This is a genomic window from Actinomyces haliotis (assembly GCF_015355765.1).
Classification (GTDB): domain Bacteria; phylum Actinomycetota; class Actinomycetes; order Actinomycetales; family Actinomycetaceae; genus Actinomyces; species Actinomyces haliotis.
Genome location: NZ_JACWNA010000024.1, coordinates 12926 through 33841, shown reverse-complemented (window position 1 = coordinate 33841; position 20916 = coordinate 12926). Strand labels below are relative to the sequence as shown.

Below are 20916 nucleotides of genomic sequence, written 5' to 3'. Positions count from 1 at the left end.
ACGTCGTCTAACGTGAGCACCGACTCACTCCGGGGCGCCGCACCTTTGGCACCGCCGGGACTGCCGACCGAGAACAGGAGCGACGACGGTGACGAGCCTCGACACCTTCCACTCCCGGTCCACGCTGGACGTGGACGGGATCCCCTACGAGATCTACCGGCTCGACGCCGTCGAGGGCCTCGAGCGACTGCCCTACTCGCTCAAGGTCCTCGCCGAGAACATGCTCCGTACCGAGGACGGCGCCAACGTCACGGCCGATCACGTGCGCGCCCTGGCCGAGTGGGACCCGAGCGCCGAGCCGGACACCGAGATCCAGTTCTCCCCGGCCCGCGTCGTCATGCAGGACTTCACCGGCGTTCCCTGCATCGTCGACCTCGCCACGATGCGCGAGGCGGTCGCCGAGCTCGGTGGGAACCCCGAGGTCATCAACCCTCTCGCGCCCGCCGAGATGGTCATCGACCACTCCGTCCAGATCGACTCCTTCGGCCTGACCAGCTCGCTCGAGCGCAACAAGGAGCGCGAGTACGAGCGCAACGCCGAGCGCTACCAGTTCCTGCGCTGGGGCCAGGGGGCGCTGGCGAACTTCCGCGTCGTGCCGCCGGGCACCGGCATCGTCCACCAGGTCAACATCGAGTACCTGGCCCGCACGGTCTTCACGCGCGACGCCATCGGCGCCAACGGCGAGCCCGTCACCCAGGCCTACCCCGACACCTGCGTCGGCACCGACTCCCACACGACGATGGTCAACGGCCTCGGCGTCCTCGGCTGGGGCGTCGGCGGCATCGAGGCCGAGGCGGCGATGCTCGGCCAGCCCGTCTCGATGCTCATCCCGCGCGTCGTCGGCTTCAAGCTCACCGGCGAGATCCCGGCCGGCGCCACCGCCACGGACGTCGTCCTCACCATCACCCAGATGCTGCGCGAGCACGGCGTCGTCGGGAAGTTCGTCGAGTTCTACGGCGAGGGCGTCGGCGCCGTGCCGCTCGCGAACCGCGCCACCATCGGCAACATGAGCCCCGAGTTCGGCTCGACCGCCGCGATCTTCCCGATCGACGAGGTCACCCTCGACTACCTGCGCCTCACCGGCCGCGACGACGCCCGCGTGCGCCTCGTCGAGGAGTATGCCAAGGCCCAGGGCATGTGGCACGACCCCTCGCGCGAGCCCGTCTACTCCGAGTACCTCGAGCTCGACCTCGGCACCGTCGTGCCTTCCATCGCCGGACCGAAGCGCCCGCAGGACCGCATCGAGCTCTCCCGCGCCAAGGAGGCCTTCCGCGAGGTCCTGCCGACCTACGCCGGGCAGGACGCGACGCCCGCCGGGGACACCGCGATCGAGGAGACCTTCCCCGCGTCCGACCCCGTCGCCCCGGGCTCGCTCGACGAGACGCCCGAGGCCCCGGCCTCCGCCGGCGGCGACGCCGACGACCGGGCGCACCGTCGCACGCCCGTCACCCTGGCCGACGGCACGCAGACGGAGCTCGACCACGGAGCAGTGGCGATCGCCTCGATCACCTCCTGCACCAACACCTCCAACCCCTCCGTCATGGTTGCCGCCGGCCTGCTCGCGAAGAACGCCGTCGCCAAGGGGCTGCGCTCCAAGCCCTGGGTCAAGACCTCGACCGCCCCCGGCAGCCAGGTCGTCACCGACTACTACGAGAAGGCGGGCCTGTGGCCGGCGCTCAACGATCTCGGCTTCAACCTCGTCGGCTACGGCTGCACCACCTGCATCGGCAACTCCGGCCCGCTGCCGGAGGAGGTCTCCGCCGTCGTCAACGACGCCGACCTCGCCGTCGTCTCCGTGCTCTCCGGCAACCGCAACTTCGAGGGCCGCATCAACCCCGACGTCAAGATGAACTACCTGGCCTCCCCGCCGCTCGTCATCGCCTACGCGCTCGCCGGCACGATGGACTTCGACTTCGAGAAGGAGCCGCTGGGCCAGGACGTCGACGGCACGGACGTCTTCCTCGCCGACATCTGGCCCGACCCCACCGAGGTCCAGGCCACGATCGACGCCACCATCGATCGCGACATGTACTCGAAGGACTACGCGGACGTCTTCACCGGCGACGAGCGCTGGCAGGGCCTGGACACCCCCGACGGCGAGACCTTCGCCTGGGACGACGCCTCCACCTACGTGCGCAAGGCTCCCTTCTTCGAGGGCCTCACCATGGAGCTCACCCCCGTCGAGGACGTCATCGGTGCCCGCGTGCTCGCCAAGCTCGGCGACTCGGTCACCACGGACCACATCTCCCCGGCCGGCGCTATCAAGAGCGACTCCCCGGCCGGCAAGTACCTCGCCGAGCACGGCGTGGCTCGCAAGGACTTCAACTCCTACGGCTCGCGCCGCGGCAACCACGAGGTCATGATCCGCGGCACCTTCGCGAACATCCGCCTGCGCAACCAGCTCCTCGACGGCGTCGAGGGCGGCTACACGAGGAACTTCCTCACCGGGGAGCAGGACTCGATCTTCGATGCCTCGCAGGACTACCAGGCCGCCGGCATCCCGCTCATTGTCCTGGGCGGCAAGGAGTACGGCTCCGGCTCATCGCGCGACTGGGCGGCCAAGGGCACCGCGCTCCTGGGCGTCAAGGCCGTCATCGCCGAGTCATTCGAGCGCATCCACCGCTCCAACCTCATCGGCATGGGCGTCGTCCCGCTCCAGTTCCCGGCCGGCGAGTCCGCCGACTCCCTGGGCCTGGACGGCACCGAGACCTTCTCCATCACCGGTCTCACCGCTCTCAATGAGGGCACGACGCCCCGCACCGTCCACGTCACCGCGACGAAGGAGGACGGGACGAGCACCGACTTCGAGGCGACCGTGCGCATCGACACCCCCGGTGAGGCGGACTACTTCCGCAACGGCGGCATCCTCCAGTACGTCCTGCGCAACCTCGCCCGCGGCGAGGTCTGAGACCCGGACCAACGGCGGGCCCACCCGCTGAGAACGGCGTCGGCCGGGCACCCCTGAGGGGGTGGCCGGCGGGCCGCCGCCCCCCGGGGGGGGGGGCCCCCCCCGACGCCGTTCGTGCTGGGCGCTCGCACCGGGCGCGGTCCGCTGCCGCCCGCCGAGCGCGCCGGCGGGCGAGCGGGCGGGCCGCTCGGGCTGCCCGGGCTGCCCGAGTCGCTCAGGCGGGGCGCACGCCCAGGCCCTCGACGACCTCCGCCGTCGGGAGCGCCGCGAGGAGGGCACCCGGCACGAGGACCTTCGAGGGGCGCACGCCTGAGCCGATGAGCACCGTGTCCCGGGCGGCGACGGCGGCGTCGACGAGGAGGCGCCACTGCGAGGGCAGGCCGACGGGCGTGATGCCGCCGTACTCCATCCCGGACATCTCGACCGCGCGGTCCTGGGGGAGGAAGGACGCCTTGCGCACGTCGATCATCTGCTTGACGACGTGGTTGACGTCCGCGAAGTCCGTGGCGCGCACGACGCAGGCGGCGACGCGCTCCTCCCCGGAGCGCTTCCCGGCGACGAGCACGCAGTTGCCGGTGGCGTCGGGGTCGAGGGAGAACTCGGTGTTGAGGGCGTCGGTGTCGGAGAAGGCCGGGTCGATCTCGCACACGAGGGCGCGGCCGGCCAGGGCGGCCCCCTCCTCGCCCGTGGCCGCCAGGGCCTGCAGGGCGGCGGCCACGGGGGCCGCGAGGAGCTCCGGGCGCTCGAGGGCCGTGTGCCAGCCGACGGCCTCGCCAAGAGCCTCCTCGGGGTCGCGCAGTCCGTTCGTCGTCTCGCTCATGCGGAGTCCTTCCGTCCGTCTCGTACGCGCGACGGTCGGATCGAGCGCCCGTGCGCCGTGTCGCGGGCGAGTCTAGGTCGGGTGCTGGTCACGGCTCCGACACGACCGGCACCCGACCGGAATGCGTCAGAGCCTCGGATGGCGAGGACATTCGGACCAGGTGGATGCCTCGGAGCAGAGACCTGGGCGGTGCCCGGCACGGCACCGTGCGACCACTGATGTGAACCGTCGACACGAGAACGCACTGAGAAGCTCACACCGAGAAGGAGAACGCACCGATGAGCGACCAGACCACCCCCACCGCCAGCCCCGAGGTCGAGGACGTCGACCTCCTCGTCGTCGGTGGCGGCAAGGCCGGCAAGTCCCTCGCCATGACCCGCGCCAAGGCCGGCGACAAGGTCGTCATGGTCGAGCGCGACAAGATCGGCGGCACCTGCGTCAACGTCGCCTGCATCCCCACCAAGACGCTCATCTCCGCCGCCCGCGTGCTGCGCGAGGTCCAGGGCTCCGCCGCCTACGGCGTCAGCCTCCCCGAGGCGGACGGCGGCAGCGAGGCCCTCGTCCAGGCCCGCGTCGACCTCGCCGACCTGCGCGTCCGCAAGGAGAAGGTCGTCGGCGGCATGGTCGCCGCTCACCGCGACAAGCTCTTCCCGGGCTCCGGCATGGACTTCGTCCTCGGCACCGCCCGCTTCGTCGCCGAGCGCACCGTCGAGATCCAGGTCTCCGACGGCACCGTCCGCCGTGTCCGCGGCGCCAAGGTCCTCATCAACACCGGCACCACGCCCGCCGTCCCCGCCATCGAGGGCCTCAGCGAGGCCCCCTACTGGACGAGCGAGGACCTGCTCACCCTGCCCGAGCTCCCGAGCCACCTCGTCGTCCTCGGCGGTGGCGTCATCGGCGTCGAGATGGCCTCCCTCATGGGGCAGCTCGGCGTCCCCGTGACCCTCCTCCACGCCGGCGAGCTCGTCCTGGACCGCGAGGACGCCGACGTCGCCGAGCAGGTCACCAAGGACCTCGAGGCGCTCGGCGTCGAGGTCCTCGCCGGTGCCCGCGTCACCTCCGTGAGCCCCGCGGACGGCTCGGGCGACGGTGTCGTCGTGCACACCCAGGGCGGCCGCGAGGCCACCGGCTCCCACCTCCTCGTCGCGCTCGGCCGCAAGCCCGTCACCGAGGGCCTCGGCCTCGACGCGGCCGGCGTCGAGCTCACCGACCGAGGCTTCGTGCGCGTGGACGACCACCTGCGCACCACGGCCGAGGGCGTCTACGCGGCGGGCGACGTCGCCGGCACGCCGCAGTTCACGCACGCCTCCTGGAACGACTTCCGGGTGCTCCGTGACCTCTTCAACGGCAAGGACGCCTCCACGCAGGGCCGCCTCATCCCGTGGGCCGTCTTCACGACCCCCGAGCTCGGGCACGTCGGCATGACCGAGATCGAGGCCGCCGAGGCCGGCCGGAGCGTCCGAGTCGCGAAGACCCCGACCGCCTCCGTCCCACGGGCCAAGACCCTCGGCCAGACCGACGGGTTCTACAAGGTCATCGTCGACGCCGACACCGACGAGATCCTCGGCGCCGCCATCATCGGCGAGGCCGCCAGCGAGGTCGCCACGAGCGTCCAGATGGCCATGCTCGGTCACATGACCTGGCAGCAGCTGCGCGACGCCGTCATCACGCACCCGACCATGAGCGAGGGCCTCAACATCGTCCTCGACACCCTGGGCTGAGCCGTTGGGGCGCGCCCGAGGCGTGCGCGAAGGGAGCCTTCTCGACTCTCGCCGTGCCCGCTCCCGCAGCGGCGCCATGGCGTGAGCCGGAGCACGCGGGCCGTCCCGCCGCCGTCGGGTGGCAGGATGGTCCGCGTGCTTCACGTCATCTTCTTCGAGCCCCGCATCCCGGGGAACTCCGGCGCCGCGATCCGCCTGAGCGCCAACACGCGCTCCACGCTCCACCTGGTGGACCCGCTCTTCGACATGGATGACGCCAAGCTCCGCCGCGCCGGCCTCGACTACCACGATCTCGCCCTCACCCGCGTCCACAAGACCTGGGAGGAGTGCCTCGGGGAGGTCCCTGGGCGGATCTTCGCCTTCACCGCCCACACAGAGCGCTGGTACACCGACGTCGACTGGCAGGGCGACGACGCCCTCCTCTTCGGCCCGGAGCCGACCGGCCTGCCCGAGGAGATCATGGCGCACCCGCGTGTCACCGACCGGGTGCGCATCCCCATGGCCGAGGGCAACCGCTCCCTCAACCTCGCGAACTCCGCCGCCGTGGGCCTCTACGAGGCCTGGCGGTCCCTGGGCTTCCCCGGCGGGCACTGACAGGCACTGACAGGCACTGAGGGGCACTGAGGGGCACTGAGGGGCACTGAGAGGCACGGACCGGGAGCCCTTCGGGAACCGGTGGGCCGCTGTCTCAGAGCATCCCGGCGGGCCGGATCGAGACGTCCTCGACGACGGCGTCGAGCGGCGTGTCCACCGCCAGGCGCACGCCGGCCGCGATCGACGTCGGTGCCATGTGGTCCTCGGCACGATAGGCGGCTCCGCGCTCGGCCTGGATCCGCTCCTGCATCGGCGTGTCCACACGCCCCGGGTAGACCGTCGTGACGCGCACGCGGCCGCGCTCGTCCTCGCGCAGGCAGTCCGCCAGCGCCCGCAGACCCGCCTTGGCGGCGCAGTAGAGCGACTGCCCGGGGAAGGCGCGCAGTCCCGCTCCGGAGTTCACCATGACGACGAGGCCGCGCCGGGCCCGCAGCGCCGGCAGGAGCAGGGCTGTCAGGTGGGCGACCGCGACGAGGTCGAGGTCGAGCACCTCACGCCAGCGGGCCGGGGCGAGCTCCTCGAGCCTCCCCGCCGCCTCGACGCCGGCGGAGTGCACGATGACGTCGAGCCCCTCGAGATCCAGGGCCGCGACGGCGTCGGCGAGCGCCTCGTCATCGGTGAGGTCGACGGGGACGGTCCGTACGGTGGCCCCGGCGGTCGCGGAGCCCGCGGCGAGCTCGGCGACGAGGGCGGCCAGGTTCTCCTCGGTGCGCGCGAGGAGGATGAGGTCGTGGTCGCGGGCGAGGTCCGCGGTCACGGAGCGGCCGATCCCGGAGGTCGCCCCGGTGACAAGGGCGAGCGGCCGGCCCTCGGCGCTCACAGGGCGTCCTGGATGAAGGGAGCGGCTCCCGGCTCGCCGGGCACGGAGTAGGTGGCGGTGAGGGTGGCGCGCGCGACGGCGTGCTGGGCGACGTTGAAGGCGACGGCCGTCGGCGTGGCCTCGTCCTCGAGCCCGAGGGTGTCGACGGCGAGGGCGTGGACGGCGAAGACGTAGCGGTGGTCGCCGTCCCCTGCGGGCGGGTACGGACCCGTCCAGGCGTGGGTGCCGTTGTCGTTCGTGACGTGGAAGGCGGCGCCGTCGAGCATGAGGTCGGACTCGCCCAGGCCCTGGGCGAGCGAGGTGACGGAGGCGTCGAGGTCGACGACGGTCCAGTGCCAGAAGCCGGCGGGGGTCGGGGCGTCGGGGTCGAAGCAGGAGACGACGAAGGAGCGCGTGCCCTCCGGGAAGCCGGACCAGTGGAGCTCGGGGGAGACGTTCTCCCCGAGTCCGGTGAAGCGGTCCTCGACGCGCTCGCCCTCGGCGACGTCGTCGCTCGCGAGGGCGAAGGTGGGCAGGGCGGGGAGGTGGTCGTAGGGGGACTGGGCGCGGGGTCGGGTGAGGTCAGCGGTCATGAGGTGCCTCCTGGCGAGTGCGGGCGACCTGCGGGTCGCCGGATCAGGTGTGCTCGTGCTCACCCTAGCGGGAGGGGCTGACAGGAATCGGTGGGCTCTGCGCGGAACGCGGGCGGGGCGTTGACGAGGGCGTCGGGTGGGGTGCGAGGTGCGCGGTTAAGAGCCCCTTCCGCGTGTCCGGGGTCGGCGCTACTCTTCCCCCGCCACATCGAACACGTGTTCGAACGGTCGGGCGGTGAGGTCCGTCGGGGGAGGAGGAGCCATGGAGCAGGTACCGGTGAGCGGGACGGACGGGGCGTCACGCCTGGCCGCGGCGCGGGCCGCCCTGGCCCTCGCCGAGCAGCGCGCCGGGCTGCACGACGCCGCCGCGCGCGACGTCCAGCGCGCCATGACCCGCGCCCTCGACGCCGCCGCCGAGGGGACGCCCGCCGGGAGCAGCGGGCTCGGGAGCGGATCCGCCCGGGACGAGGGGCTCGGGACTGCCGGTGCGGCCGCCTCCCGCGGTGCCATGGCGCTCGACCTCCTCTCCCCGGTGGAAGCCCCTTGGGAGGTCGACGAAGCGGGGACGGACCCCTGGCTCGGCCTCGGACCGGACTCCGCCGGGGCCCTCGCCGTCACCGGGTCGCGCACCGTCCTCCTGGCTGCCGCCGCCCGCCGCCAGGGGAGGCACGGCTGGTGCGCCGTCGTCGGCGGGGAGGACCTGGGCTGGAGCGCCGCCGCGGAGGCCGGGCTCGACCTCGAGCGCCTCCTCGTCGTCCCCGCCGCGGAGCTGTCGCCCTCCCTGCTCCTCGCCGCCACGAGCGCCCTGCTCGACGGCGTCGACGTCCTCCTCGTCGACGCCGCGGCCGCCTCCCGCCTGCGACCGCGGGACCGCCGTACCCTCTTCGCGCGCGCCCGCGAGCGGGACGCCCTCATTCTGAGCGACCTGCCCTGGGAGGGGGCGCGCAGTCTCGTCGCGACCCCTCAGGGGGTGGACACCGGCGAGCCCGGAACCGACCCGCACCCGGCAGGGGCGACGCAGTCCCCGGGGGAGCCGGTCCCAGGAGACCCGGCGCGGGAGGGACGTGCGGACTCCCGCGGAAGCCTGGCCCTCGTGCACGGTCTCGGCAAGGCGCCCGTCCGTCCGTTGGAGAACGTCTCGCTCCCGGAGCCGGAACCGGTCCCGGAGCTCCCCGCTCGTGAGATGCCCGCCGGCTACCTGCGGGGCCTGCGCTGGTCGCTGCGCGACCCCGCCCGCCCCGGCGCCGGCTCTCGCCTCGAGCTCGCCCCCTCCGGGGTGAGCGCCTCCCTCGCCGCACCCGTGCCCGAGGCGCCGGGACCGGGCGCCACGCCCACCGGGGCGGGACTCGCCGAGGTCGTTCCCCTGACGAGGAGCCGACGATGAGCGCCCCCTCCGCGTCCTCCGCCGGTCCCACGGCGTCGACCACCGTGGCAAACGCCGTGGCGACCACCGCAGCCACCAGGTCCTCCGGCGGGGCCGCCGCGCCCGCCGGGGCCGGGACGCCGCGACTCGTCGCCGTCTGGGTGCCCGACTGGCCCGTCGTCGCCCTCACCCTCGAGGCCCGCGAGCAGCGCCGTCTCCTCGCCGGCAGGCCCGCGCCCCGCGGCGAGCGGCTCCTGCCGGACCCCGCCGTCACCCCGGTCGCCGTCGTCGGAGGACGAGGCGTCCAGGCGGCCTCCGCACCCGCCCGCGCCGCCGGGGTCGCCGTCGGGGCCCGCCTGCGCACCGCCCGCTCCCTGTGCCCCGGGCTCGTCATCCTGCCTCCGCAGCCCGGGCGCGAGGCCCGCGCATTCGAGACCGTCATGGACTCCCTCGGGACCCTCCTCGCCGACCCCGTCGTCGCCCGGCCGGGCCTGGCCCTGTCCGGCGCGCGCGGCCCGTCCCGCTGGCTCGGCGGCGAGGAGGCCCTCGCCTCCGGACTCGTCGAGGCCGTCGCCGAGGGACCCGGCGTCGAGTGCCAGGTTGGTGTCGCCGACTCCCTCCTCGGCGCCGTCCTCGCCGCACGCCACGGCGTCCTCGTCCCCGCGGGGGAGACCCCCGCCTTCCTCGCCCCCTGGCCCCTGGACTCCCTCCTCACCGCCCTACCCACCCGTCGCGCCCGCGAGGAGACCCGGGACCTGCTCGAGACCCTCGGACGGCTCGGGCTGCGCACCCTCGGGGAGCTCGCGGCACTGCCCCTGCCGGACGTCTCCGCCCGCTTCGGCCCCGTGGGGGAGAAGGCCCACCTTCTCGCCTCCGGGAGCTCGCGCCAGGTGCCGCGCAGCGCCCGCCCGGCCTCCGACGCCGTCGCGGAGACCGCGCTCGACCCGCCGGTGGAGCGGGTCGACGCCGCCGCCTTCGCCGCCCGCCAGATCGCCGAGAGACTCTCCGCGCTCCTCGTGGGGCGCGGGCTCGCCGCCGGTCGCCTCCTCGTCGAGGCCGCCTGCGAGAACGGCGCCGAGCTCTCCCGCTCCTGGATGCTCGAGACGACGCCGAGCGCCGCCGAGCTCACCGACCGGGTCCGCTGGCAGCTCGAGGGCTGGCTCTCCGGGCGCTCCGGACGGCCGCCCGCCTCCGCTCTCACCCGGCTCCGCCTCACCGCCCTCGAGCTCGTGCCCGCGGGCGCCTCCCAGGCCGGGTTGTGGTCGGCCCCCGGCGAGCTGGGGCGGCGACGTGCCCGGAGAGCCGCCGAGCGCGTCGAGTCCCTCCTCGGAGCCGGTGGCGTCCAGGTCCCGGTCCTCGTCGAGGGGAGGGATCCGCGCTCGTGCGCCCGCCTCAACGCCTGGGGTGAGCGGCCCGTCGGCGCAGGGGCGCCGGGGCAACCCTCCTCGCGCCCGCGGCGCCGTCCGGCCCGGGTGCAGGGAAGCGGCTCCTCCGCGGTCGCCGGCCCGGGGGACCCAGCACCCTGGTCCGGGGCGCTGCCCCTGCCCTCGCCCTCCGTCGTCCCCGCGGCCCCCGTGCCGGTCCTCCTCGCCGACGCCGACGGTCGGGAGGTTCTCGTGAGCGCCCAGGGGCAGCTCGAGCACGTTCCCGCCGTCCTCGGGCTGTCCCGGGCGGGGGCGGCGGTCGCCGGGGGCGGCTCCGGGGAGCGCCGTGTCGTGTCCTGGGCCGGTCCCTGGCCCGTCGACGAGGGCTGGTGGCGTCCCGAGGGCGCCTCGCGGCGCGCCTACCTCCAGGTCGTCACGCACACGGGACCACCGCTCCTGCTCGTGCGCTCGGGAAGGTGGTGGCTCGACGCCGTCTACTCGTGACTACCCCTGAGCGGTCGCGCTCCGGCGCCGTCTGGCCGCCACGAGCAGCGCCAGCAGGCAGCTCGCGCACAGCCAGGCGACGCCGAGCGTCCACCCGCCCAGCACGTCCGTCATCCAGTGGTAGGCGAGGTACACCCGGGAGAGGCCCACGAGCACCGTGACCGCGACCGCCGCCAGCACGGCCGCCGTCTTCCGGCCCCGGCTCGCTCCAGACAGCACGACGAAGCCCGCCAGCGTGCCCATGAAGACCGCCGTGTTGAAGGAGTGGCCCGACGGGAAGGAGTACGTCGCCGACGGCGCCCCCAGCAGCAGGTCCGTCGAGGGGCGCTGCCGCCCGAAGGCCAGCTTGAGCAGCACCGTCGTCACCGAGGAGCCCGCCGTCGTCAGGAGCAGCATCGCCGCGTGCACCCGGCGGTGCGCGACCGCGAGGCACGCCGCCGCCACGAGGGTGAGCACGATGAGCCCCACCGTGCCGCCCAGGTCCGTGAAGAACCACGCGCCCGAGGTCAGGGCGGTCTCGCGGCTGCGCACTGCCCAGTCCGTCACCGCCGGGTCCAGCGCCGAGAGGTCGTCGTTCTCGATGGCGCCGTCGGCGATCGCAGTGAACAGCGCGAGCGCCGCCGCACCGACCGTAGCCAGGACGAGTGCCGCTCGAGTGCGCCACGCGCCCGGGAGCCGATCGAGCGCCGGGGCGAGGACGCGCTCAGCCTGCTCGATCCTGGCCCGGAGCCGTCCGCGACCGTCTGCGCTGCGTGAGGACATGCCCGCGAGCCTATCCATGGAGCGGTGAGGGCGCCCGCCGGGAGCGTCTGCGGCCCGACGGCCACCGCTCGGCCCCCTCACCGCAGGTAGCATCGGGCCGCGCCCGCTCCTACGCGCGCGCGGTCGGGCGCTGCCGGGCGCAGGCGCCTCCAGCAGGCGGTGGCACCCCGCCTCCCTCCCGATCCCCACCCGTCACAGAGGAGAACCATGGCCAAGCTCTACTTCCGCTACGGCGCCATGAACTCCGGCAAGACCACCGGCCTCCTCCAGACCGCCTACAACTACGAGGAGCGCGGCCAGCGGGTCCTGCTCATCAAGGCCGACGTCGACACCAAGGGCGAGTCGACCGTCGTCTCCCGCCTCGGCTTCGCCCGCGAGGTCGACCTCCTCGTCACGCCCGAGGACGACGTCCGCGCCCTCGTGCGCGAGCGCGCGCTCGGCGACGCCACCTCCACGCGGTCCCTCCTCGAGGGCGTCGACTGCGTCCTCGTCGACGAGGCGCAGTTCCTCACCCCGCGCCAGGTCGATCAGCTCATGGAGCTCGTCCTCGTCGACGACGTCCCCGTCCTCGCCTACGGCATCCGCTCCGACTTCCGGACGGTGTCCTTCCCGGGGTCCCGGCGCCTGCTCGAGATCGCCCACTCGCTGGAGGAGCTCAAGACGATCTGCCGTTGCGGTCGCAAGGCGATCTTCAACGCGCGCAAGGTGGGGGACCGCTTCGTCCTCGACGGCGACCAGGTGGCGATCGACGGTGTCGACGTCACGTACGAGTCCCTGTGCGGGAAGTGCTACCTCGACGCCGGCGGTGCGCTCTCCGACGTGTGACTCCTCGATCCCGCTTGTAGACGGATGCTCACAAGCAGGGTCGTGGAAGGTCCGTCGGCACCTCCTCCGGGAAAGCGATTGTAGATCAAGGAGTACAAGTAATATCGTGGAGTCGTGACCTCCTCCACCACCGGCGCTCGCGACTCGGCCCCCACCTCCGCGAACGCGTCCCCGTCCGGCGCGCCCGTCTGCGCCGTCATCGCCGACATCGTCGGCTCCCGACGCCTCGAGGACCGCGCTGGCGCACAGCGCACCTTCCTCGACGTCCTCGAGGCCGCCGGCGAGGGCCTCGACCTCCTCGAGCGCGCGCACCCCACCGTCGGCGACGAGTTCCAGGTGATCGCCCCCGACCTGGGTGCCGCCCTCGACCTCACCCTGCGCGTCTCCCTCCTCCTGCCTGAGGGGCTGCGGCTGCGCTTCGGGCTCGGCCTCGGCGAGGTCCGCGAGGTCGACCCCGACGCCGAGGACGTCGTCCAGGACGGGGCCGCGTGGTGGGCCGCCCGAGACGCCATCGAGGCTGCCCACGCCCTCCAGGACTCGGGACGCGACTTCGCCCTCACGCAGCTCCGCGTCGCCGACGGTCCCGAGGACGCCGCGAGTCGGCAGTCGCTCGCCAACGCGATGCTCCTGCTGCGCGACCAGACCGTATCCCGTCTCCAGGCCCGCCAGCGCCGCGTCCTCGGCGCCCTCCTGCTCGGACGGACCCAGGTGGACGTCGCCCGGGAGGAGCGCCTGAGTCAGCAGGCCGTCTCCGCCCTCGCCCGCGGCGCCGGCGCAGGGATCCTCGCCGCCCAGGAGCTCCTCGCCGCGGTCGGCCGCGATGGTGAGTCCGGCCGCCGTGACGAGCGGGCTGGGGAGGGCGTCGAGGACAGAAGATCGACCAGGGGCAGGAAGGAGCAGGTCCGATGACAGCGCTCCTCGTCCTCCTGCTCGGCGCCGTCTCCCTCGCGCTCCAGGTGACCTCCGGCCGGCCGCGGGCCGCTCGTCGCACCGCCCTCCTGCTCATCGGGGCCGGCCTCGGGCTCGTCGCCGTCCTCGCCGGGCTCGTCCTCCTGGGGGCCGGGCTCATCGGCACCGCCGTGGCACTCGTGGGAGCCGCGGCGTGGGCCTTCACGACCCTGCGAACCGCCGACGAGCGGACCGTCGTCACCCGGTGGGGCGTCATGATCCTCGTCGTCGCCCTGTGCGCGGTCATCGACGCCCACTCCGGTGGTCACGGTCTCGGTCCGGCAGGGAGCGTCGACCGCCTCACGGCTGGTGCCGGAGCCCTCATGCTCCTCACGACGCCCGCCAACGAGGTCGTCGCCGCCGTCCTCGCGCTCGCCCGCGGCGCCGACGTCGCCGGCCGCGCCCGGCGGGACGGGGTGAGGCTCGACGGCGCGTCGCCGGACGCCGCCCTCTCACCATCGGTCTCCGACGCCGTCACGGCGGGACGAGACGGCTCGAACGATCCTCAGGCTGATCGCAAGTCATCAGGCGCAACATCGGTTGCGAACGACGGGATGCTGTCAGGTGCGCCTGAGAACGCGGTTCCCGCGCTCCACGGAGGCCGCTGGATCGGCCCGCTCGAGCGCGTCCTCCTCATCCTCCTCGCCGGAGCCGGTGCGAACGTCGCCCTCGCTGCGATCATCGCCGCGAAGGGCGTCATCCGCTTCCCCGAGATCTCCAAGGACCCCAGCGGCCTCAAGGCCGAGGAGTTCCTCATCGGCTCGCTCACCTCGTGGACGCTGGCCGTCCTCGGGGCGCTCCTCGTCGTCGCCTGACCTGAGGGCGCTACCGGCCGCTCAGTCGCGGCCCAGGTCCGCCGTCGCCAGGTCCACGGCCGGGGCGTGCGTCACGAGCTTGTGCCCCCACCACAGGCCGAAGAAGACGGGGACGCCGGTGAAGGGCAGCAGGACCTCGCCCACGGAGGCTCCCTCGCTCAGCGGCTCGTAGGCCTGACCGATGATGATCGCGATACAGGCGACGAGGGCGACGATCGCGCCGGCCGGGAAGAAGCGCGCACGGTACGGCAGCTCGTCCAGGCTGCGGTCCTGAGCCTTGAAGGCGGCGCGGAAGCGCCAGTGGCACCACGAGATCCCCGCCCACGTGACGAAGCCCGCGAGCGCGGAGATCGTCAGGAGGAACTCGTAGGCGGCGCCGTCGCCGACGAGTGAGGTGATGAAGCCCGCGAGGCCCACGAGGGTCGTGGTGATGAGCGCGTTCATCGGCACCTGGTGACGCGACAGGCGCATGAGGAACTTCGGGGCTTGACCGCGCTCCGCCAGGGCGAAGAGCATGCGCGTCGAGGAGTACAGGCCGGAGGTGCCGGCCGAGAGTACCGAGGTGAGGATGACGGCGTTCATGACGCTGGCCGCGCCGAGGACGCCGGCCTTGTCGAAGACGAGGGTGAAGGGGCTCACCGCGATGTTCGACTCGGAGCTCGAGAGCAGGTTCTGGTTCGTGTAGGGGATGAGGAAGCCGATGACCGCGATCGCGCCGATGTAGAAGAGCAGGATGCGCCAGAAGATCGTCCGGATCGCGCGTGGGATGGTGCGACCGGGATCCTCCGCCTCGCCTGCCGCCGTGCCGATGAGCTCCGTGCCCTGGAACGAGTAGCCCGCCACGAGCAGGACGAGCAGGACTCCCTTGGGGCCGCCCACGAAGGGCGCCTCGCCCGTGGTCCAGTTCCCGGTGCCCGGCGACGTCCCGATGATCCCGGCGATCATCGCGACGCCCAGGACGAGGAAGACGACGACGGCGACGACCTTGATCGTCGCGAACCAGAACTCGCTCTCGCCGTAGGCGCGGGCGGACAAGGCGTTGATGACGAACAGGACGAGGAGGAACAGCGCCGACCACACGATCGAGGGCGTCCCTGGGAACCAGTACTTCATGACGAGCGCCGCGGCCACGAGCTCGGCGGCGACGGTGATCGCCCAGTTGAACCAGTAGTTCCAGCCGATCGCGAAGCCGAAGGAGGGGGAGACGAAGCGGCTGCCGTACTCGCCGAAGGAGCCGGCCACGGGCAGGTAGGCCGCCATCTCGCCCAGGGACTGCATGATGAGCCAGACCATGATGCCGACGAGGGCGTAGGCGAGGAGCGCGCCACCGGGGCCCGCCTGCGAGATGGTCGCACCGGAGGCGACGAAGAGGCCGGTGCCGATCGCGCCGCCGATGGCAATCATCGTGAGGTGGCGGCTGTGCAGGGAGCGGCGCAGGCCCTCGTCGCTCGTGGCGGCCTCGGGAGCCGTAGGGGTGCTGGACATGGTGACCTTCCGCGGAGGGGATCGCGGGGTCCGGCAGACCCCGACGTCGACCGTTCGTGCCGGTGGGCGCACCGTAGCGCCGTCCCGTTCCGTGGACGTTGCGGCGACCGCAGGGTGGGCGGTCCTGGGGCGCGGCGGGACGGACAACCACCCCCGTTCACGTGTCCGAGGGGAGCGCTACTCTGTACGCGTGTTCGAAGAGGTGTCGGTGAGCAGCGGGGGAGCGGGCGGAGGCGCCCGTTCCACGCACCGCTACGCCGAGCTGCACGCCCATTCCGCCTACTCCTTCCTCGACGGCGCCAACGAGCCCGAGGACCTCGCCACCGCCGCCGCGGAGCTCGGGCTCGAGGCCCTCGCCCTCACGGACCACGACGGCCTGCCTGGCATCGTCAAGCACGCCGAGGCCGGCCGCGCCCACGGCGTCCCCACCGTCCACGGCGCCGAGCTCACCCTGGCCGACGGCTCCCACCTGCCCGTCCTCGCCCGCAGCCCCCTCGGCTACCGGCGCCTGTCCGCCGCGATCTCCCACCACAACCTCGACGCCGGGCACCGCGCCGACCCCGCCCACAGCCTGCCCGACCTCGCCGAGGCCCTGCGACCGGAGGGACAGCCCGACGCCGCGCCCGCCTGCCTCGTCCTCACCGGCACCGCCAACGGCCCCCTGCGCCGCGCCCTGGGCGACCCGCACCGCCCCGACACCTGGGACCTGGCCGCCGCCTCCCGGGTCCTGGGGGAGATGAGCGACCTCCTCGTCACCGCCGGCAGCCCCACCCTCGCCGTCGAGATCGCCCTCGACGGCGGCCCCACCGACGCCGCCCTCACCGAGGCCCTGTCCTCCCTCGCCCGTGAGCACCGCCTGCCGCTGCTCGCCACCGGGGCCGTCCGCTGCGCCCGCCCGGGCGACGCCCGCCTCGCCGACGTCCTCACCGCCACCCGGCTCGTCACCGACCTCGACGGCGCTCGCGGCCACCTGCCCGCCGTCGGCCGCTGGCTGCGCGGGCCGGAGGACATGGCCCGCCTGCACCGCCGCGCCCCGCACGCCGTCGACGCGGCCGCGGAGGTCGCCGGCGACCTCGCCTTCGACCTCTCCCTCGTCGTCCCGGACCTGCCCGCCCCGGACGTCCCTGAGGGGCACACGCCCGCCTCCTGGCTGCGCGAGCTCACCCGTCGCGGCGCCCTGGACCGCTACGGTACCCCGGAGCAGGACCCGGAGGCCTGGGAGGTCCTCTCCCACGAGCTCGACGTCATCGAGGCCCTCGACTTCCCGGGCTACTTCCTCATCGTCCGCTCCATCGTCGACTTCTGTGAGAGCGCCGGCATCCTGTGCCAGGGGCGCGGCTCGGCCGCCAACTCCGCCGTGTGCTACTCCCTGGGCATCACCGCCGTGGACGCCGTGCGCCACAAGATGCTCTTCGAGCGCTTCCTCTCCCCAGGCCGCTCCGGCTACCCGGACATCGACCTCGACATCGAGGCGTGCCGTCGTGAGGAGGTCATCCAGGACGTCTACGCCCGCTACGGGCGCGACTACGCCGCCCAGGTCGCCAACGTCATCTCCTACCGGCCCCGCTCCGCCGTGCGCGACGCCGCCCGCGCCCTCGGCCACCCGGTCGGTCTCCAGGACCGCTGGGCCTCCGGCATCGACCACGGCTGGTCCCGCGGGCGCAGGCGCGGGACGCCCGGCAAGTGGGCGGACGAGCCCGTCCCGCCCGAGCACGCCGTGGAGGCGGAGGGCACGGAGAGCATGGAGGGCCCTGAGGCTGCTGTCCCTGCCCGTGCCGGTGGCAGCGCCGGCACGGGCCCCCCGGGCGTCGCGGCAGAGCCCGGCACCACGCCCGCGGACCCCGACACGATCCCGCAGCAGGTCCTCGAGGTGGCGGACCGCCTCCTCCTGCTGCCCCGTCACCTCGGCATCCACTCCGGCGGCATGGTGCTGTGCGCGCAGCCCGTCACCGAGGTCTGCCCCGTGCGCTGGGCCGCCATGGAGGGGCGCACCGTCCTGCAGTGGGACAAGGACGACTGCGCCTCCGCCGGCCTCGTCAAGTTCGACCTCCTGGGCCTCGGCATGCTCACCGCCCTGCGGCTGGCCTTCACCACGCTCGCCGAGCGCGGCGAGACCGTCCCGGACCTCGAGGTCGGGCGCCTGCCGGACGGAACCCGCGTCCCCGGCGACGACGGCCTCCTGCGGCCGGCGCAGGTCGGTCGCGCCTGGGGGCTGCACACGCTCCCGGAGGACGACCCGGCCGTCTACCGGCTCCTCACGGCCGCGGACACGGTCGGCGTCTTCCAGGTCGAGTCCCGCGCCCAGATGGCGACCCTGCCCCGGCTGCGTCCCGCGGTCTTCTACGACATCGTCGTCGAGGTCGCCCTCATCCGCCCCGGTCCCATCCAGGGCGACGCCGTCAACCCCTACATCCGACGGCGCCTGGGCAAGGAGGACGTCACCTACCTGCACGAGTCCTTGCGACCGGCCCTGGAGAAGACCCTCGGGGTACCGCTCTTCCAGGAGCAGCTCATGCAGATCGCCATCGACGCCGCAGGCTTCAGCCCCGCGGAGGCGGACGCCCTGCGTCAGGCGATGGGCTCGAAGCGCTCCGTGGAGCGCATGGAGGCGCTCCACGCCAGGCTCGTCGAAGGCATGAGGGAGCGCGGCGTCGACGAGCCCACCGCGGAGGCCGTCTTCGACAAGCTGCGTGCCTTCGCCGACTTCGGCTTCCCGGAGTCGCACGCCTTCTCCTTCGCCTACCTCGTCTACGCCTCCGCCTGGCTCAAGGCGCGCAAGCCGGAGGACTTCTACGCCGGCGTCCTCGCCGCCCAGCCCATGGGCTTCTGGTCCCCGCAGACCCTCGTCGCTGACGCCCGGCGCCACGGCGTGCGCGTCCTGCCCGCGGACGTCAACGCCTCCCGCGAGGAGGCCGACGTCGAGCAGCGTCCCGGCGGTGCTGACGGGGATGACGACCGGGACGCCGAGCAGGACGGCGCCTGGGTGCCCCAGCGCCCCTCACCGGACGCCCTCACCCGTCTGGACGTCCACCCCGACCTCGCCGTCCGCCTCGGCCTGGCCCGGGTCAAGGGCCTGGGCGATGACGTCGCGGAGGCGATCGTCTCCGAGCGCGACGCCCACGGTCCCTACACGGACGTCGCCGACCTCGCGCGCCGCGTGCGGCTCTCGCGCACCCGCCTCGAGACCCTCGCCGCCTGCGGGGCGCTGGCCTCGCTCGGGGTCGAGCGCCGCGAGGCGCTGTGGGCCGCCGGCGTCCTGGCCGGGGAGTACGGGCAGCGGCACCTCCTGGAAGGTCCGTCATCTCAGGGGAAGAAGCATGAGCAGCACTCCGTGCGCACGGGGCGGCGCAGAAGGGGGTCGCACCGTCCGGTGGTCCGCGCGGAGCCCGTGCAGGCGTGGTACCAGCCGCCGCTCCCCGGGACCGCCGTCGGGGCTCACGCCCCGGCGCTGCGGGAGATGACCGCGCACGAGCGGCAGGTCGCGGACCTGCGTCTCACCGGCGTGTCCTCCGAGTCCTACCCGACCGTCTTCCTGCGCGAGGACCTCACCGTTGCGGGCGTCATCCCGGTGAGCGAGGTCGCGCACCGCCCTGACGGGCAGAGGGTCCGGGTCGCCGGCGTCGTCACGCACCGCCAGCGGCCCCACACGGCCGCAGGCACGGTCTTCCTCAACATCGAGGACGAGACCGGCCTGCTCAACGTCGTCTGCTCCGCAGGCATGTGGAAGCGGTACCGGAACGTCGGCCGGCGCGCGCCCGCCGTCGTCGTGCGCGGCACGGTGGAGTCCGGCGACGGCGTCACCGCCCTCCTCGCCGAGCACCTCGAGGTCCTGACCGGGGTCGTCTCCGCCGGCAGCCGGGACTGGGCGTGAGACGAGTGGTCAGGCGTTGCGCTCGGCGTTGTAGGTCGGGAGCTCGCCCACCACCGGGGCGTCCCTGACGTGCAGCTCGGAGTACACCGACCACACCACGCTCACCAGCGGCACCGCGATGACCGCGCCGAGCAGCCCCATCGAGAAGGTGCCCACGGCCACCGCGATGATGACCACCACCGGGTGCAGGGAGACCTGCCGACCCATGATGAGCGGCTGGAGGATGTGCCCCTCGATCTGTCCGATGCCCGCCACGCCCAGGCCGACGACCACCATGGCCACGAAGCCCTTCGCGGCGAGCGCCACGATCATCGCGACGACCATCGCCGTCGGTGCGCCGATGAGCGGGATGAAGGCGCCGATGAAGACGAGCACGGCCAGCGGCGCCGCGAGCGGGACCCCCACGATCTGCAGGAAGATCCCCGCCATGACGGCGTCGGTGCCCGCCAGGATGACGGTGCCGCGCGCGTAGCCCGCGAAGGTATACCAGCCGGCGCCCGCGGCGCGGTGCACGCGCTCGCGCATGGTCGCCGGAAGCTCGTTGAGGAACCAGCGCCACATGCGTCCGCCGGAGGCGAGGAAGAAGATCGTCGTGAACAGCGCCAGCGCCAGGACGACGAAGACGTCCGCGACCGTGCCCGCGTTGGCGAGCACCTCGCTGGCGAGCGACGGGGCGTTCGTCTGGACGTAGTTCTGGGCCTCGCCGACCGCCTTCTGCACCTGCGCGACGAGCTCCTGCTGGCTGAGATGCACCGGCAGCGGCCCGTGCTCGATGAAGTCGAGGATCGTGTTGACGCCGTCGGAGAACTGGACGGCGAGCGTGTTCCACTGGTTCGTCACCGAGGTGACCACGTAGGTGATGAGGCCGGCCACCACCGCCAGCGCCACGAGGAGCCCCAGGAAGGTGGCTGGGTAGCGCGGCATGACGCGTGCGAAGACCTCCACCACGGGGTGGAGGATCGCCGTGACGACGAGGGCGAGGAAGACGCCGATGAAGACGGGGATGACCTTCGAGGTGGCCAGGAAGACGAGAGCCACGATGATGATGATGCCGAGCAGCAGCCACGCGCCGATGCCGCCGCGCACGAGCCACCGCGGCAGCGTCTCCATGGCGGCGTCCCGCACCGTGATGCCCTCCGGGGCGGTGACGCGGGTCGAGGTCTCCTGGGACGGAGGGGCCGCGGGCGCGGGGAGTGAGGCGGCCTCCTCGTAGCGCAGCGTCGAGACCCGTTCCGCCTCGCGGCGCTCGTCGGCCCGCTGGATCTGGGCGCTGAGCGCGTCGCGGAGTCGCCCGATGAGGCGTGCGCCGCCGCTCGCCCGTGAGCGGCCCGCCGTGGCGCGGTCGGCGTCCTCGGGCTCCACGGGCGCCTCAGGCTCCCGGGGCTCGGGGGACAGGTCGCTGTCGCGATCGGCCCCCGTCTGGCGGGCCAGGTCGCGTGCGGCCGTCACCTCGACGGCCGCGACCTCGCCCTCCCACTCGAAGTCAGGGGCTGAGTCCTCGGCGGCCGAGTCGTCGGAGCTCGTGGTGCCGGGAGGCGCGTCGT

The 20916-nt window shown here is 73.5% G+C and carries 15 protein-coding genes; 9 read left to right on the top strand and 6 right to left on the bottom strand.

Annotated elements, in window-relative coordinates:
- The first annotated feature begins 88 nt into the window (after positions 1-88).
- Positions 89-2908 carry an aconitate hydratase gene (locus IXW69_RS10110; protein WP_194786221.1) on the top strand — a complete coding sequence of 940 codons (2820 nt, stop codon included), beginning with the start codon at positions 89-91 and terminating at the stop codon, positions 2906-2908.
- A 214-nt stretch (positions 2909-3122) separates the two neighbouring features.
- Here IXW69_RS10110 and IXW69_RS10105 read toward each other — a convergent pair whose 3' ends face one another.
- Positions 3123-3728, bottom strand: coding sequence for a YbaK/EbsC family protein (locus IXW69_RS10105; RefSeq protein ID WP_194786220.1), 606 nt, complete (start codon positions 3726-3728; stop codon positions 3123-3125).
- A gap of 278 nt (positions 3729-4006) precedes the next feature.
- Here IXW69_RS10105 and IXW69_RS10100 point away from each other — a divergent pair, with 278 nt between their 5' ends.
- Complete coding sequence (locus IXW69_RS10100; RefSeq protein ID WP_194786219.1) at positions 4007-5449, top strand: dihydrolipoyl dehydrogenase family protein; 1443 nt, start codon at positions 4007-4009, stop codon at positions 5447-5449.
- Between the two features lie 135 nt (positions 5450-5584).
- A complete protein-coding gene (locus IXW69_RS10095; RefSeq protein ID WP_194786218.1) occupies positions 5585-6043 on the top strand; it encodes a tRNA (cytidine(34)-2'-O)-methyltransferase in 459 nt (152 codons plus the stop codon).
- Positions 6044-6137: 94 nt separating this feature from the next.
- Here IXW69_RS10095 and IXW69_RS10090 read toward each other — a convergent pair whose 3' ends face one another.
- Positions 6138-6863 (bottom strand): SDR family oxidoreductase, encoded by a 726-nt coding sequence (locus IXW69_RS10090; RefSeq protein WP_194786217.1) that lies wholly within the window; start codon positions 6861-6863, stop codon positions 6138-6140.
- Positions 6860-7435, bottom strand: a complete 576-nt coding sequence (locus IXW69_RS10085; protein WP_194786216.1) for a YbhB/YbcL family Raf kinase inhibitor-like protein — start codon at positions 7433-7435, stop codon at positions 6860-6862. The genes IXW69_RS10090 and IXW69_RS10085 overlap by 4 nt, the downstream gene beginning before the upstream one ends.
- Positions 7436-7697: 262 nt before the next feature.
- On the opposite strand from IXW69_RS10085, the gene IXW69_RS10080 reads away from it, so the two are divergent.
- Together IXW69_RS10080 and IXW69_RS10075 are read left to right on the top strand one after the other, a co-directional pair.
- Entirely contained in the window at positions 7698-8819 is a 1122-nt protein-coding gene (locus IXW69_RS10080) for a hypothetical protein (RefSeq protein ID WP_194786215.1), read from the top strand.
- Positions 8816-10666: a Y-family DNA polymerase gene (locus IXW69_RS10075; protein ID WP_194786214.1), complete on the top strand. Its 1851-nt coding sequence runs from the start codon at positions 8816-8818 to the stop codon at positions 10664-10666. The genes IXW69_RS10080 and IXW69_RS10075 overlap by 4 nt, the downstream gene beginning before the upstream one ends.
- On the opposite strand, the gene IXW69_RS10070 is transcribed toward IXW69_RS10075, so the two are convergent.
- Entirely contained in the window at positions 10667-11428 is a 762-nt protein-coding gene (locus IXW69_RS10070; RefSeq protein WP_194786213.1) for a phosphatase PAP2 family protein, read from the bottom strand.
- 207 nt (positions 11429-11635) lie between these two features.
- Here IXW69_RS10070 and IXW69_RS10065 point away from each other — a divergent pair, with 207 nt between their 5' ends.
- From IXW69_RS10065 to IXW69_RS11780, 3 genes are all read left to right on the top strand, one after another.
- Positions 11636-12253 carry a thymidine kinase gene (locus IXW69_RS10065; protein WP_194786212.1) on the top strand — a complete coding sequence of 206 codons (618 nt, stop codon included), beginning with the start codon at positions 11636-11638 and terminating at the stop codon, positions 12251-12253.
- 198 nt (positions 12254-12451) lie between these two features.
- Positions 12452-13162, top strand: coding sequence for a SatD family protein (locus IXW69_RS10060; RefSeq protein WP_323745280.1), 711 nt, complete (start codon positions 12452-12454; stop codon positions 13160-13162).
- Positions 13159-14016, top strand: coding sequence for a hypothetical protein (locus IXW69_RS11780; protein WP_228525273.1), 858 nt, complete (start codon positions 13159-13161; stop codon positions 14014-14016). The genes IXW69_RS10060 and IXW69_RS11780 overlap by 4 nt, the downstream gene beginning before the upstream one ends.
- Positions 14017-14037: 21 nt before the next feature.
- On the opposite strand, the gene IXW69_RS10050 is transcribed toward IXW69_RS11780, so the two are convergent.
- The gene (locus tag IXW69_RS10050; protein WP_194786210.1) at positions 14038-15501 is read right to left on the bottom strand and encodes an amino acid permease; all 1464 of its coding nucleotides are present in this window, start codon (positions 15499-15501) and stop codon (positions 14038-14040) included.
- 190 nt (positions 15502-15691) lie between these two features.
- Here IXW69_RS10050 and dnaE point away from each other — a divergent pair, with 190 nt between their 5' ends.
- Positions 15692-19372, top strand: coding sequence for a DNA polymerase III subunit alpha (gene dnaE, locus IXW69_RS10045; RefSeq protein ID WP_323745275.1), 3681 nt, complete (start codon positions 15692-15694; stop codon positions 19370-19372).
- Positions 19373-19381: 9 nt separating this feature from the next.
- Here dnaE and IXW69_RS10040 read toward each other — a convergent pair whose 3' ends face one another.
- Positions 19382-20734: an AI-2E family transporter gene (locus IXW69_RS10040; protein ID WP_407646564.1), complete on the bottom strand. Its 1353-nt coding sequence runs from the start codon at positions 20732-20734 to the stop codon at positions 19382-19384.
- Positions 20735-20916: the final 182 nt, after the last annotated feature.